This is a genomic window from Kitasatospora sp. SolWspMP-SS2h (genome assembly GCF_003259315.1).
Taxonomy (GTDB): Bacteria; Actinomycetota; Actinomycetes; order Streptomycetales; family Streptomycetaceae; genus Kitasatospora; species Kitasatospora fiedleri.
Genome location: NZ_QLLT01000016.1, coordinates 44,044 through 58,281 on the forward strand (window position 1 = coordinate 44,044; position 14,238 = coordinate 58,281).

A 14,238-nucleotide genomic window follows, 5' to 3' on the forward strand; every position below is an offset into this window, starting at 1 on the left:
AGGAACCCCGGGGGGGAATCCCGGGAAATCCCCACCACTTTCCGAGGAGAATTCCGTGCTGGTCACCCGTGTCTCCAAGTTCGCCGCTTCCGTGGTTTTCGCCGTCGCCGCCCTGGCCGTTTCGGCGAGCGCCGTGGAATTCTCCGGAAACGTCGCGGACGGCGCCGGGACCGTCCAGGTCGGCTCGACCCCGACCGCCACCGCCACCCCGCACCCGAACGCCTCCCCGCAGGGCGACGTCACCTGGGGCGGCTGAGCCGACCGGCCGCACGGCACCCGCCGACGGGCCGGCGAGGCCCGTCCGCACCGACCGACCGCAGGTCGGCACAACAGCACAGCGCGACCGCACCGCACCGCACGAGCGGTGAGCGGCGGGCGGCGAGTAGACGGACCGATCGGATTCACGGGGGTGAAGGACGATGGAATTCCTGGTGCTGGGCGCCCTGGAGGCCCGCCAGAGCGGTGTCCCCGTGGACGTCCGGGGCATGCGGCAGCAGAGACTCCTGGCACTGCTGCTGCTGAACGTCGGCCGGGTGGTGCCGATGGACTTCCTGGTGGACGAGCTCTGGGAGGACCCGCCGACCTCGGCCCGCCCCCAGGTGCACAACGCCATCCGGGACCTGAGACGGGTGCTGGCCGCCGGCGAGCACCGGCTGGTGACGGCCGACGTCGGCTACCGGCTGGCCGCCCCGGAGGACGCGGTGGACGCCAACCGCTTCGCCCGCAAGGTCCGGGAGGCCCGGGCCGCCGAGCGGGACGGGCGGTTCGCCGAGGCGATCCGGCTGCTCCAGTCCGCGGTCGACCTGTGGCGCGGCGAGGCCTTCGCCGGAATCCACTGCCCGGCGGTGACCAGCGCCGCGGTGAAACTGAACGAACAGCGGATCGCCGCCGTCGAGGACCTGATGGCACTGCGCCTGAAGGTCGGCGAAACCTCCTCGCTGGTGGGCGAGTTGACGGCGCTGCTGGCCGAGTACCCGCTGCGCGACTCGCTGCGGCGGAGCCTGATGACGGCCCTGTGCCGCAGCGGCCGGCAGGCCGACGCACTGGCCGTGTACGACGAGGGCCGGCGCTTCCTGGCCGACGAACTCGGCCTGGAGCCCAGCCCCGGGCTGCGCGCCCTGCACGCCGAGATCCTGGCCGACGGCCCCGGCGTGCACGGCGCCGCCGCCGCGCCGGCCGAACCGCCCGCGCCGCGGCCCGCCCGGGGGCAGGAGCCGCCCGGCCGCCCCAACTGCCTGCCGCACGACCTGGCGGACTTCACCGGCCGGGCCGCCGAGTCGGCCCTGCTGCTGGAGGCGGTCGGCCGGCGGGCCCCCGGCGCGCCGCTGATGCTGGCCGTCGACGGCATGGGCGGGGTCGGCAAGACCACCCTGGCGGTGCGGCTCGCCCACCAGTTGACCGGGCAGTTCCCGGACGGCCAGTTCTTCGCCGCGCTGGACGGCTTCGACGAGACCCGGCCGCCGGTGCCGCCGATCCGGGCGCTGGCCGCGCTGCTGCGGGCGGACGGCCTGCGGCCCGAGGAGGTCCCGGCCTCGCTGGAGGAGCGCAGCGCGCTGTGGCGGGCCCGGCTGGCCGGCCGGCGCTGCCTGCTGGTGCTGGACGACGCCGCGGACAGCGCCCAGGTGCGCCCGCTGCTCCCGGGCGCCGGGGAGACCCTGGTGCTGGTGACCGGGCGGCGCAAGCTCAGCGCCCTGGACGGCGCGGTGGCGCTGCCGCTGGACGTGCTGCCGCCGTCCGACGCGGTCGAGCTGCTGGCCCGGGTGGCCGGCCGGGCCCGGGTGGCCCGGGAGCCCGCCCGGGCCGCCGAGGCCGTCGCGCTGTGCGGGTACCTGCCGCTGGCGGTGCGGATCGCCGCGACCCGGCTGCGCGACCGTCCGGCCTGGACGGTCGCAGACCTGGTGGAGCGGCTGGCCGACCCGGTCCGGCGGGCCCGCTTCCTGCGCACCGCGGACCGGGACCTGATGGCGCTGCTGCGCGCCTCCTACCAGTACCTGGACCGGGCGCAGCAGCGCTTCTCCCGGCTGATGAGCCGGCAGGGCGCGGAGAGCTTCGACGTGCAGCGGGCGGCGGCGCTGACCGGGGTGAGCCCGGACGAGGCCGAGTGCTTCCTGGACGTCCTGTTCGAGCACAACCTGGTCCGGCAGGAGGCGTCGGCGCTGTTCTCCTTCCACAGCCTGATCCGGGACTGCTCCTCGGCCCTGCCCGAGCCGCCGGCCGAGCCCGTTCCCGGGGCCGTCCCGGGGGCCGTTCCCGAAGCCCCCGAGGTCACCGAGCTGGTCGGCCGCCTGCTGCTGACCGCCGCGGTGTGAGCCCCCGGTGCCGGGCCGCGGTCCCGGTGGTCCGGCGTCCGCCGCCCGGCCACTTCTCCGGAACATGACGGTCAGTGCGTGGTTGCCCCGTATCAGTAAGCTCTGAGCCCGAGCAAACGTTACTGGCGCTGATCGAAACGGGGATCGATTCATGCTGGACGCACTGGGACTCGACACCGAGGCCGAATCCATCTACCGCCGGATGCTGGCCGAGCCGCAGTCCGGGGTCGCCGCCCTGGCCGGGTCGCTGGGCATCACCGAGGAGAGAGTGCGCGCCGGGCTCGACCGGCTGAGCGAACTGGCCCTGGTGCAGCCCTCCGCCCGGGAGGGCATCGGGTTCCGGGCGATCGGCCCGGAGACCGCGATGGAGGTGCTGCTGGCCCGCCAGCAGGCCGAACTCGCCGCCCAGCAGCTGCGGGTGGAAGCCTCCCGGGCCGCCGCCGCGCAGCTGATCGCGGAGTGCTCGGCGTTCCGGCCGACCGCGACCGACGCCGACTCGGAGCAGTTGAGCGGCCCGGAGGCGATCCGCGAGCGGCTGGCCGAACTGGCCGGCTCGGTGCGCCAGGAGGTGGCGACCTTCGCCCCCGGCGGCGCGCACACCGAGGAGGACCTGCGGGCCAGTCGGCAGCCGAACGCGGCGCTGCTGGAGCGCGGCGTCCAGATGCGCACGGTCTACCTGGACAGCGTCCGCAACCACCGGCCCACCCTGGACCACGTGACCTGGCTCAACCTGCACGGCGGCCAGGTCCGGACGGTGCCCGAACTCCCCATCCGCATGATCATCTTCGACCGGCGGCAGGCCGTGCTGCCGATCGACACCGAGGACGCCCGGGCCGGCGCGGTGGTGCTGCGCGGCGCCGGCACGGTGGCCGCGCTGTGCGCCCTGTTCGAGGGCGTCTGGGACCACGCGATCCCGGTCGGCGACATGCCGAAGGTCGACGCGCACGAGATGCCGCCGCAGGAACTCGCGGTGCTCAAGATGCTCGCCCAGGGCCACACCGACGAGGCGATCGCCAAGCGGATGGGCGTCTCGCCGCGCACCGCCCGCCGGTTCGCCGCCAACCTGATGGAACGGCTGGACGCCCGCAGCCGCTTCGAGGCCGGGGTGCACGCCGTCCAGGACGGCTGGCTCCCCGCCACGCGCTGACCGCGGGCGTCCCGCCGACGCACCGTCAGGCCGTCCGCGCCGCCGGTTCCGCCGGTGCCGCAGGTGCCGTCCGCGCCGCCGGTGCCGCCTGCGCCCGCTTCTCCCGCAGGTCCGCGAGGAGCAGCGCCAGCGCGGGCAGCAGCGTCACCCCGTACACCCCCAGCAGCCAGCCGAAGGAGTGCGCGAACGCGGCGGGCACCATGCCGCGGTGCTCCTTCGCGGAGTCGGTCAGGACCACCGTGACCACCGCGATGGCCAGCGCGCCGCCGATCCGCTGGGTCAGGTTGAGCTGCGAGGAGGCGTCCGGGATGGACTCCTGACGGATCGACTGGAACGCCCGGGTCATCGTCGGCACGATGGTCAGGCCGGTGCCCAGGCCGCGCACCACCAGGCTCGCGCAGATCAGCGGGTACGGGGTGGTGCCGGTCAGGCCGGTCATCGGCAGCGTCGCCAGCATGGTCAGGCCGATGCCGATCAGCACCGTCGCGCCGCCGCCGATCCTGCGCAGCAGCACCCGGGACAGCCAGGCCGCGGACACCACGCCCAGGCCGCCGGTCGACATCAGCAGGCCGGTGGCCACCGCGGACTCGCCGCGGGCGTCCTCGAAGTACAGCGGGATGAGCATCATCGGCGAGTACAGCACGAAGCCCAGGCAGAAGATGTTCACCACCGCGGTCGCGTACACCGGGATGCGGAACAGCCGCAGGTCCAGCAGCGGCGCCTTCGCCCGCAGTTCGCGCAGCACGAAGACCACCGCGCCCAGCACCGCCAGGCCGACCGGCACCAGCAGCGCCGCGCTCGCCCGGGCGCCTTGCTCGGCGTACTCGTGGATCGCCAGCACCGTGGAGACCGTCGCCGTCGCCGAGGAGACCAGGCCCAGCACGTCCAGCGGCCGGGCGCTCCCGGCCGGCGGCGCGTCCTTGCGGACCCAGCGCAGCGCCGCCGCCAGCAGCACCGCGCAGAACGGGACGTTCACCACGTATACCGCCGACCAGCCGCCCCAGCCCACCAGCAGACCGCCGATGGTCGGGCCCAGCAGCGGGCCGATCAGCATCACCGAACCGTTCAGCGCCTGCACCCGGCCCAGGTGCTCGCGCGGCACCCCGCGGGTCAGCAGGATCGTCGACACCGGCGTCAGCACGCCCGCCGCCGCGCCCGAGAGGCCGCGCGCCGCGATCAGCTGGTCCAGCGACTGCGCGGCGGCGCAGCCCAGCGAACCCAGCGCGAACAGCGTCACCGCGGCGGCGAACACCCGCTTCGTCCCGAACCGGGTGGCCAGCCAGCCGGTGGCCGGCATCACGGCCGCCAGCGCCAGCAGGTAGGCCGTCACCACCCACTGCACCTGGTTGATGCCGCCGAACCGGGCCGTGGTCTCCTGCATCGAGACGTTGACGATGGTGGTGTCCAGCAGCGCGATGAAGCCGCCGGCCACCGCGATCACCATGGTGAGCAGCGCGGCCTTCGACGGCGCCTCGGCGGGGGGAGGCGCCTGGCCGGCGGGGGGCGCGGCCTGCTCGACGGGGGTGGGCTCCGCCTCGACCGCGACGGCGGTGAGAGCGGGCTCCGGCGCGTCCTTCTCGGTGACGGCGGCGGTCGGCTTGGTGGTGGCGGTCGGCTTGGTGGTGGTCGACTTGGCGGTGGCGGTCGTCTTGGCGGCGGTGGTGGCGGCGGGCTTGCGGGCCGGGGCCGGCTTGCGGCGGGCCTTGCCCCTGGCCGCGTTCACCGTGGTGCGGGCGGGTGTGGTGGGCATCTTCGCGGGTCCTTCATCAGCGGGGAGGAGGAGTGGGGGCCGGACCGGGTCAGTCGACCGTGAGCAGGGCGCGCTCGACCTCGTCCAGCACGGCTTCGGCGGCCGGGCGGGCGTCCGGGCGGTTGCGGCAGGACAGGGTGAGCTCGGTGCGGTCGTCGATCTGGCAGGTGCTCAGGAACATCTCGGCGTACGGGACGAGCATCGGCAGGGTGTAGTACTCGGTCGGGCGGAAGTGCGCGGTGCGGTACAGGCCGGTGTCGATCCGGCCGTGGTCGGTGAGGATCGCGGTGCACGGGAAGCGGGTGCCGTCCAGCTCCTGGGCCTCGCGCAGCGAGTTGGCGAACGGGTTGTTGCGGAGGAAGTCCCGCTCCAGGGAGGCGACTTCGCGCTTGCGGAGCATGGCGGCGAGCAGCTGGCTGTGCAGCCGGTTCCAGCGGTCCTCGCGGTGCAGGTCGAGCACCAGCTGGGAGGTCAGGTTGGCGGTGGAGCGCACCTCGCGGTCGTGCCGGCGCAGGTCCACCGGGATGATCAGCCGGCCGGTGTCGGCGGTCAGCAGCCGGGAGATGGCGGCGCCGACCCGGGCGGTCACCGCGGTCGGGGTCGCCGCGACCGAGCGGCGCAGCCACAGCGCGGTGCCGTCGGCCGCGCCCCGGCCGAGGATCGCCGGGAAGCCCTCCACCCGGGCCGGGACGGGCGCCGCCGGGACGGGGGCGGCGGCGGCCCGGAAGTGCGTGTCGTCGACGGTGGAGTCGGCGCCGAGGAGCTGCTCGCCGCGCAGGGCCCGGAACAGGTCCTCGATCCAGTGCCGCAGCCCGCGGCCGTCGGTGACGATGTGGCTGGCCCGCACCACCAGCCGGGTCACCGGCCCGTTCGCCAGGCCGAGTTCGCAGACCGGTCCGGTGACGACGTCCAGGTCGCGGTGGAAGAACGGGTGCTCGAACCCGGCCCCGGCGGGCAGTTCGGTGACCGGCGGCAGGGCGGCGTCGTCGGCCCGCCAGTTCGGGCCCTTCCGGCGCACCGCGAGACCGGGGTTGACGGCGGTGGACTTCCGTACCGCGCCGGCGAGTTCGGCCGGGTCGATCCGCCCGCTGCCCTCGATCACCATCTGGATCAGCTGCGGGGTGCCGGTGGCGTTGGCGTTCAGGTAGCCGCGCTCGATCTGCGAGATCCGCCGGGTGTAGGCGCGCCCCGGGGCGGCGGTGGGAGTGGCGGTGGGGGTCATGCGACGGGCTCCGGTCTCGGGATGGCGGTGCGGACGGGGCGGGCGGCGGGCTCCGGCTGCCACCACCAGCGGACCTGCGCGGGGGCGTCGGTGGCCAGGGCCAGTTGCAGACCGTCGCCGAGGTCGGTGGAGCGGACCAGGTGGCCGACGTTGGTGGGACGCCAACCCGGCCGCCAGTCCGGGAGCCGGACGCCCGCGAAGGTCTCCTTGCGGAGGTGCGACGCCTTGATCAGCGCCTCGCACTCGGCGAAGTCCCGCATGGTGGCGGGCTCGCCGTCCGGGCGGCCGAGCAGCGCGCCCAGCCACTGCATGGCGAACGGCCGGTCCCGGTGGTCCTGGAGGTCCACCCCGACGGTCTGCCCGGCGACCAGCGCCACCGTCGAGTACGCGGCGCAGTGCGCGACCGAGGCGGTCAGGCCCCACTCCTTTACGCTCCACCGCCGGTGCTCATCGCGAGCCAGCTCGCGCGGCGAGATCCGGACCCCGTACAGGTGGGTCACCGCCTCGGCGATCAGCCACCGTCCGGCGTCGTTCAGCCGGTGGCCCATCCGGTCCCGGGGCAGCCGCGGATGGTGGGTGACGAGACAGTCGACCACCCCCCGCTCCGCACCGGGCACCACCCGCTCGACCGCGACGACCGGCACCGGCACGACCCGCCCGCCGTCGATCCCCGGGCGGCGCCCGGCCCCCCGGACCGCCGACCGGACCGCCGCGCCGGCGGCAAAGGCGGAGAGGGGGGCGGCGGAGTGGGCGGCGGGACCGTCCTCCACCGTCGGCGGTACGGACCCGGTGGCGGGGAGGGCCGGAGCCGTCCGTCCCGTCCCCACCAGCCGGGCCGTCAACCGCCGCGCGGCGAAGACCGTCCCGGCCACCCGCCGCCCGGCCGCGCCGGACCGGACCGCTCCCCCACCGGCGACCGGAGCGGGTTCACGCTCCGCCGCACCGGCAGCGGACTCGGTCCCGGCCCCCGCGACGCGACCGGCACCGGAGCCGGACCGCACCCGACCGGGGGCCGCCAAAGCACCTGCCGTCGGGGCGAGTTGCGCTCCCAGCGGGGCCGCCGCAGGCACGGCACCGACCGCCGGACGGCCGCCTCCCGGCCCCGCCCCGGCGCCACCGGCACCACCCGACGCCAACGCCCCTACCAGAGAGGACAGTTGCCCCCACAACGGGGACACCGCAGGCTCGGAGCCGACCGCCGGACGGCCGGCACTGTCCGACTCCACCCCCCCTGCCACCGAGCCCGGTTGCACCCCCGGCGGGACCGCCGCAGGCTCGGCACCGACCGCCGGACGGCCGCCTCCCGGCGGAGCGGGGTGCTTCCCCGCCCCGCCGTGCTCCGCCCCCGCCGGGAGGCGGGTGGCGGCGTGCAGGGCCGGGCCCAGGTGGAGGGACCAGCTGGCGGTGAGGGCGGTGGGGGGCCGGGGTGTCCGCAGGCGGGTCATCAGGGCCTCGCGTCGATGACCGCGGCGGCGTAGGAGCCGCCGTAGGCGAAGCTGGAGAGCAGGAGGCGTCCGGCGGGGGCGTCGCCCGCGAGGGCGGCGACCAGGCCGAGGGCGCCGGCGGAGCCGTAGGTCTCGCCGAGTTGGGCCTTGGGGGTGTGGGTGGGGCGTTCGGCGAGGCCGGCCAGGGCGAGGGCGCGGCGCTGGGCGAGGTCGACCAGGCGGTAGCCGGAGGCGGCGGAGACCACGGTGTCGATCTGCTCGGGGGTGGAGTCGGCTTCGGCGAGGGCGGCGCGCAGGGCGCGGGCCCAGGCTTCGCCGTCGCGGCCGATCCGGCCGATGCCGACGGACTCGCCGGAGGCTCCGAAGCCGCGGACGTCCGCCAGGACGCTCGCGCCGCGGGCGGCGGCGGAGGCCTCGGATTCGAGCAGGATCGCGGCGGCGCCCTCAGAGAGGACGGTGCCGGTGCCGCCGTCGGGGACGACGTGCGCGGTCTTCGCGTACCCGGGCAGCCGGGCCTGGGTGGCCAGGGCCTGGGCGGGGAACTCGTCGGCGACCACGACCATGATCCGGTCGGCCATGCCGCGGGCGATGACCCGGGCGGCGAGTTGGAGGGCGAGGACGGAGGAGGTGCCGCCGTTGGCGATGGTGGCGGTGTAGCCGCGGTAGCGGTGCAGCATCGCGACGTGGCCGGCGGCGGCGTTGACGACGGTGTTGGCGAACATCGCCGGGTTGGCGCCGGTGATGCCCTGTTCCAGCACGCCCTGGTGGAAGTTGAGGACGGAGGTGACCGGGCCGTAGCCGGTGGCGAAGACGATGCCGGTGCCCTCGGCCTCGGCCCGGGAGGGCTTGCCGTGGCGCTCGTACAGGTCGCCGACGGCGCCGGCGGCGAGCACGCCGAGCGGGTCCATCCGGCGGGCCTTGCTGGGGTTGAGCCGCTTGGTGACGGCCTTGACGTCGGTCCGGCCGATCGGGCGCTCGCCGATCCCGGCGACCTGCTCCAGGGTGTCGAAGCCGGTCCGGCCCTCGGCGAGGGCGGCGGTCAGTTCGGCGGTGGAGCCGGCCGAGCCGGCCAGTCCGGCGACGCCGGTGACCACGACGTGGTGCACGGGCTGGGTGTGCCGGGCCGAACGGGCGGGCCGTCCGGGCTTGTTGAGGACGACGGTGGCGTTGTTGCCGCCGAACGCGAAGGAGTTGGAGGCGACCACCTCCAGCGGCGCGGGCCGCCCGTTGTCGGGGACGATGTCCAGGCCGAACGGGGAGGCGGTGCCGCGGGTGTTGACGGTCGGCGGGATGACGCCCCGGTCGATGGCCAGGGTGGAGACGATCGCCTCGACCGCGCCGGCCGCGCCCAGGGTGTGGCCGAGCATCGACTTGGTGGAGCTGGCGGGCGGCAGTTCGGCGCCGAACAGCAGCTTCACGGCCTTGGGCTCGGAGACGTCGTTGGCGGGGGTGCCGGTGCCGTGCAGGTTGACGTAGTCGACGTCCTGCGGCTCCAGCCCGGCGGTGCGCAGGGCCTGGGCCATCGCGGCGGCGGCGCCCTTGCCGCTCGGGTCGGGGGCGGTCTGGTGGTAGCCGTCGCAGGAGAGGCCGTAGCCGCCGAGTTCGGCGAGCGGGGTGGCGCCGCGGGCGGCGGCCCGTTCGACGGACTCCAGGACCATGAAGCCCGCGCCCTCGCCGAGGGTGAGCCCGGTGGAGGCGGACATCGGCGCGCACGGCTCGGGGTCGAGCGCGCCGAGGGCGGAGAAGCCGTACGCGGAGAGTTCGGCCAGCGGGTCGACGCCGCCGCAGATGACGTGGTCGACCTCGCCCTTCCAGAGCAGTTCGGCGGCGTAGCCGAGGGCCACGGCGCTGGCCGCGCAGGCGTTCGAGAGGACGATCCGCGGGCCGCGCAGGTCGAACTCGGCGGCGATGTAGTCGCCCACGCAGGGGAGTTGGGAGGCGGCGGCGGCCGGGGCGTCCAGTTCGCCGTCCTTGACCAGGCCGCGGTGGACGTTCTCCAGGGTCGGCATCGCGCCGAGGCTGGAGCCGACCACCACGGCGACCCGGTCGCGGTCCACGGTGTCCAGGTCGAGGCCGGAGGTGCGCAGTGCCTCGCGGATCGCGGTGGCGGCCAGCGCGTAGCAGCGGTCGAGGTCGGCGGGCTGCTCGGCGGTGACCATGCCGGCCCAGTCGGTGAGCAGCTCGGTGGTGTCGAACAGGGTGTTGGTCTTGATGCCGGAGACGCCCTGGGAGATCGCGGACCAGCTCTTCTCGGCGTCGTCGCCGGCGCCGGTGATCAGGCCGACCCCGGTGAGGGCGATCCGCTCGGTGGTGGTGGTGTGGTCGGTCATCAGTGGATCCGGGTGGTGAGGGAGCGGGCGATGACGCGGGGCTGGGTGACGGTGCGCAGCGGGGTGCCGTCGGCGTCGTCGGCGGCCAGCTCCAGGCCGGGGACCCAGAACGGGGCGTCCAGCAGGGCGACGACCAGTTCCTCCTCGGCGTTGGCGGACGGGGCCTGCCAGACGACGGTGCCGATCCGCTGCCCGCCGGCGGTGACGGGGGTGCCGGCCGGGACGACGGCGCCGGCCGGGGCGGCCAGGGCGGTGGTCTTGGCGGTCTCGGAGGTGGGCTTGACCAGGTCCTCGGAGCCCTGGAACTCGCCGATCCGGTTCCAGTCGACCATCCAGGCGAGGTCCGCCTCGTGCACCGGCAGTCCGCCGAAGCCGGCCGCGTAGACGGCCATCCCGGCCTCGGCCTGGACCCGGGCCAGGCCCTGCGGGCCGACCTCGGCGCCGTTCTCGGCGGTGACCGCCTCGACGACGGCGGCGTGGGCGGCCTCGGGGGCGTTGGAGAGCAGCAGGTAGCCGTACTCGCCGGTGGTGCCGACCCGGGCGAGGTGGGCCAGCGCGGCGGGCTCGCCGGGGACGGCGGACTCGGTGACGCCGTGCAGGGTCAGGCCGGAGATGTCGAACTCGACGAACGCGGCGGCGGCGGCCCAGGCGTGCGGGCCCTCGAAGGCGCTGGCGCCCCAGCCCTCGGGGGCGACCTCGACGGTGACGTCGGACGGGGCGTCGACGGCGTCCAGGTAGGCGGTGAGCTGCTCGGCGGTGACGGGGGTGCGGGGCAGCAGCCAGGAGTCGTCGCCGATCTCGAAGTGCAGCAGGACGGCGAACGGGGAGCCGTCGGTGTGCAGGGCCAGGGCCTCGCGGACGCTGTCCGGCTCGACGTACTCGCTGGACTTGGCCAGGAACAGGTCGAGGAACTCGTAGCGGTCGCCGCCGGAGACCCGGACCAGCGGGGCGGTGATCCGGTAGGCGCCGATGGCGGTGCGGACGGTGGTGTAGTCGTCCTGCGCGGTGCGGGCGGGGGCGGTGGTCATGGTTCTTCGGTGTCCTTTCGGGGAGTGACGGGGTATCAGAGCGCGGGTGCGGGGTGGACGGACAGCTGCCAGGCGGCTTCGGTGCCGGTGGCGGCGCAGCCGATCAGCAGTCCGGAGGAGGTGGTGCGCAGGACGATCTCCTGGGTGGGGCTCCCGCCCGCGGGGGCGAGGTGCAGCCAGTGGCCGCTGCCGAGCCGGACCGCCGCGGCGGCGGCCCAGACCTGCCGGAAGCCGGCGCTGTCCAGCTCCCGGCGGGTGCCGGCGGAGTCGATCACCACGGCGGTGCCGGCCGGGGTGTCGGGGGTGAGCCACAGGACGGTCTCCTCGTCCGCGCCGGGGGCGTGGACGTCGATCCGGACCGGCTCGGCGGACCGCTCGGGGGCGGTGACCTCCCAGCTGATCCGCTCCTGCGGGGCGGCCAGGCCGAGCGGGTGCTTCTGCTCCCACTCGGTGGACGGGACGCCCCAGCCGAGGCCGGTGGCGAGGCTGTGCCGGTGGTGCTCGCGGGTGACCCACGCCCCGGCGCTCCAGCGCGGGTTGCAGCCGAAGGGCCGGGTGCGGGGGGCGGGGCTGCGCAGCACCCTGGTGCCGTCCTCGGTCCAGCCGGTGATGCCGCCGGCCGCGGCCTTGACGGTCAGCTTCCGCCGGCCGTCCAGGGGTTCGGCGTCGGTGACCGGCCGGGTGGCGGCGGCCCGGGGGCCGGTGGCGAGCTCGGTGCGCAGGCGGGCGGTGCCGTCGGCGTCGGGCTCCAGGTGGCGTTCGACCAGGGTGGTGGTGATCAGCCGGACGGGGTGGCCGGCCGGGAGGGCCACCCGGGTGGCGCCGTCGGTCCAGGCGAGGGTGCTGCCGGCCGGGGCGGTGCGGGCGGCCGCGACCACCTCGGAGGTGTCGCGGACGCCGAGGCCGGTGCCGATCGGGTGCTCTTCGGCGGTGCCGTCGGGGCCGGTCAGGGTGAAGTCGCCCTGGCGCAGTCCGACGGTCTGGAAGATCCGGCCGGGCCGGGTGGTGTACGTGAACTCCTGGCGCAGCACCCCGTGGTGCAGGGTGAGGGTGCCGGTGACCAGGTTGCCGCCGGTGCGCTCGGTGACCCGGACGCCGTGGTCGACGGGCTCGATCTCCAGGTCGCGGGCCTGGCCCTCGCGCCAGCCGGCCGAGCGGTCGGCCTCGGCGCTGGGCCAGGTGGAGGCGAACACCGGTCCGTGGTGGCCCTCGGCGTGCACGGTGAGGGTGCCTTCGGCGGCGTCCAGCTCGGCGGTCAGGCCGTGGTCGCCGAAGCGGTGCGGCCGGCCGTCGCCCGGGGCCTTGACCTGGTGGGGCGGTTCGGCGATCCGCAGCGGCCGGGTGGCGCCGTCGGGGCCGGTGAGGGCCGCGTCGAGCATCAGGCCGCGGTCGACGTCGATGGTGGCGGCGAGCTTGAAGGCGCCGAGGGCCAGAGCGTAGGCGACGGTCCTGGTTCCGTCCACCACCCGTACATCGGAGCGGAGTTCGCCGTCCCGGCCGTCGGTGACGTTGCCGAAGCTGCTGAGCTTGCCGAGTTCCGCCACGGCCTCGGGGCCGAGGTCGTGGAAGACGCCGCGCAGGATCAGCGGGATGTAGTTGTGCAGTTCGACGTTGCCGTCCTCGCCGGGGACGGTCTCGCCGACGGAGACGCAGCCGACCCGCCGGTAGAGCTTGAACGCGACGGTGTTGGCCGGGTTGACGGTGAGGCGCAGGACCAGGCAGCCGCAGCGCATCATCCACTCGACGGCCTCGGTGAACAGGCGTCCGGTGATGACGCCGTTGCGGTAGGCCGGGGCGACGAAGAACATGTCGGCGATGAGTTCGCCGGCCCGGGCCGAGCGCCGTCCGGTGCTGTGGAACAGCCCGAAGGTGCCCACCACCCGGCCGTCCTCGGTGGCGATCAGGAAGGTCGCGGTGTCGCGCTCGGCGAGTTCGCGCTCCAGTTCGGCGCCGGTGATCCCGCCCGCCACCGGGTTGGGGTTGTCGCGGTGCCGGTTGTACAGCTCGGCGATGTCGTGCGCGTCGCCCTCCTGGTAGGGGCGGATCGTGATGGACATGGCACACCTCCTTGTCTGTGCTGGTGCGGTGGGGCGGCGCGGGGTCAGCCCTTGCGCTCGGTGGTGACGATCAGCGAGCCGGCGGCGGCGAGTTCGGTGCCGACCGAGGCCCGGACCGAGACCGAGCGCAGGCCGCCGAGCTTCTGGCCGAGCTTGGCCTCCAGGGTGAGCTGGTCGCCGGGGACGACCAGCCGGGAGAACTTCATCGAGCTGATCGAGCCGAGGTAGCCGACGCTGGCCGACGGGTCGGCGGGCGCGTCCCCGGCGGCGGGGGCCGGGGCCTCCAGCAGTTCGGCGACGTAGACCACGGCGACCAGCTGGGCCATCGCCTCGACGATCATCACGCCGGGCATGATCGAGTGGTCGGGGTAGTGGCCGGCGAAGAACGGCTCGTTCACCGAGACGCTCTTGACGCCGCGTCCGGAGACGCCGGGGACCACGTCGTAGGCGCGGTCGATCATCAGCATCGGCCAGCGGTGCGGGAGCATCCGCTTGATGTCGTCGGAGGAGTAGGCGAAGGTCTTCGGCTTCTCCTTGCCCGGGGCGGCGGGCGCGGCGGCCCGGGCGGGGGCGGGTGCGGTGGCCACGGTCAGACCTCGCGGGCTTCGATGAAGTCGACCAGGGCGTTGATGGAGCCGAAGGCCTCGAAGTCGTCGTCGCTGATCAGCACGTCGTACTCGTTGTTGATCATGACGACGATCTCCAGGGTGTCCAGCGAGTCCATCTCCAGGCCGCGGCCGAACAGCGGCTGGTTGTCGGAGACGACCTCGGCCTCGGCGTCCAGGCCCAGGCGGTCGATGATCATCGACTTGATCTTCAGGTTCTTCTCCAGGCGCTGCTCGGCCTGGGTGCGGACGTCCTCGAAGGTGGCGGTGGACATGGGGGACTGCCTCTCTCTACGGGTCTCTACGGATTGATGGAACGTCAGTTCGATTGCGGAGGACGGCGGC

General features: G+C 74.9%; 11 protein-coding genes. 3 read left to right on the top strand and 8 right to left on the bottom strand.

From position 1 onward, the window contains the following. The first annotated feature begins 55 nt into the window (after nucleotides 1-55). From K353_RS20590 to K353_RS20600, 3 genes are all read left to right on the top strand, one after another. Nucleotides 56-256, top strand: coding sequence for a hypothetical protein (locus K353_RS20590; RefSeq protein ID WP_111555040.1), 201 nt, complete (start codon nucleotides 56-58; stop codon nucleotides 254-256). Nucleotides 257-419: 163 nt separating this feature from the next. Beyond that, complete coding sequence (locus K353_RS20595) at nucleotides 420-2,309, top strand: AfsR/SARP family transcriptional regulator (RefSeq protein WP_111555041.1); 1,890 nt, start codon at nucleotides 420-422, stop codon at nucleotides 2,307-2,309. Nucleotides 2,310-2,460: 151 nt separating this feature from the next. Continuing rightward, nucleotides 2,461-3,456 carry a helix-turn-helix transcriptional regulator gene (locus K353_RS20600; protein WP_111555042.1) on the top strand — a complete coding sequence of 332 codons (996 nt, stop codon included), beginning with the start codon at nucleotides 2,461-2,463 and terminating at the stop codon, nucleotides 3,454-3,456. Nucleotides 3,457-3,481: 25 nt separating this feature from the next. Here the strand turns inward: K353_RS20600 and K353_RS20605 are convergent, their stop codons facing one another. The 8 genes from K353_RS20605 to K353_RS20640 all read right to left on the bottom strand — a co-directional run bounded on the left by K353_RS20605 (nucleotide 3,482) and on the right by K353_RS20640 (nucleotide 14,168). Next, complete coding sequence (locus tag K353_RS20605) at nucleotides 3,482-5,206, bottom strand: DHA2 family efflux MFS transporter permease subunit (protein ID WP_111555043.1); 1,725 nt, start codon at nucleotides 5,204-5,206, stop codon at nucleotides 3,482-3,484. 49 nt (nucleotides 5,207-5,255) lie between these two features. Further along, complete coding sequence (locus K353_RS20610; RefSeq protein WP_111555044.1) at nucleotides 5,256-6,428, bottom strand: hypothetical protein; 1,173 nt, start codon at nucleotides 6,426-6,428, stop codon at nucleotides 5,256-5,258. After that, the gene (locus tag K353_RS20615) at nucleotides 6,425-7,078 is read right to left on the bottom strand and encodes a hypothetical protein (RefSeq protein ID WP_199528183.1); all 654 of its coding nucleotides are present in this window, start codon (nucleotides 7,076-7,078) and stop codon (nucleotides 6,425-6,427) included. The genes K353_RS20610 and K353_RS20615 overlap by 4 nt, the downstream gene beginning before the upstream one ends. 794 nt (nucleotides 7,079-7,872) lie before the next feature. Next, complete coding sequence (locus tag K353_RS20620; RefSeq protein ID WP_111555045.1) at nucleotides 7,873-10,203, bottom strand: beta-ketoacyl-[acyl-carrier-protein] synthase family protein; 2,331 nt, start codon at nucleotides 10,201-10,203, stop codon at nucleotides 7,873-7,875. Next, nucleotides 10,203-11,231, bottom strand: a complete 1,029-nt coding sequence (locus K353_RS36910; protein WP_111555046.1) for an aminomethyl transferase family protein — start codon at nucleotides 11,229-11,231, stop codon at nucleotides 10,203-10,205. The genes K353_RS20620 and K353_RS36910 overlap by 1 nt, the downstream gene beginning before the upstream one ends. Before the next feature lie 35 nt (nucleotides 11,232-11,266). After that, complete coding sequence (locus K353_RS36915) at nucleotides 11,267-13,288, bottom strand: GNAT family N-acetyltransferase (protein ID WP_111555047.1); 2,022 nt, start codon at nucleotides 13,286-13,288, stop codon at nucleotides 11,267-11,269. 44 nt (nucleotides 13,289-13,332) lie between these two features. Continuing rightward, the gene (gene fabZ, locus K353_RS20635) at nucleotides 13,333-13,875 is read right to left on the bottom strand and encodes a 3-hydroxyacyl-ACP dehydratase FabZ (RefSeq protein ID WP_233533710.1); all 543 of its coding nucleotides are present in this window, start codon (nucleotides 13,873-13,875) and stop codon (nucleotides 13,333-13,335) included. Between the two features lie 2 nt (nucleotides 13,876-13,877). Further along, nucleotides 13,878-14,168, bottom strand: a complete 291-nt coding sequence (locus tag K353_RS20640; protein ID WP_035864774.1) for an acyl carrier protein — start codon at nucleotides 14,166-14,168, stop codon at nucleotides 13,878-13,880. Between the last annotated feature and the right edge of the window lie 70 nt (nucleotides 14,169-14,238).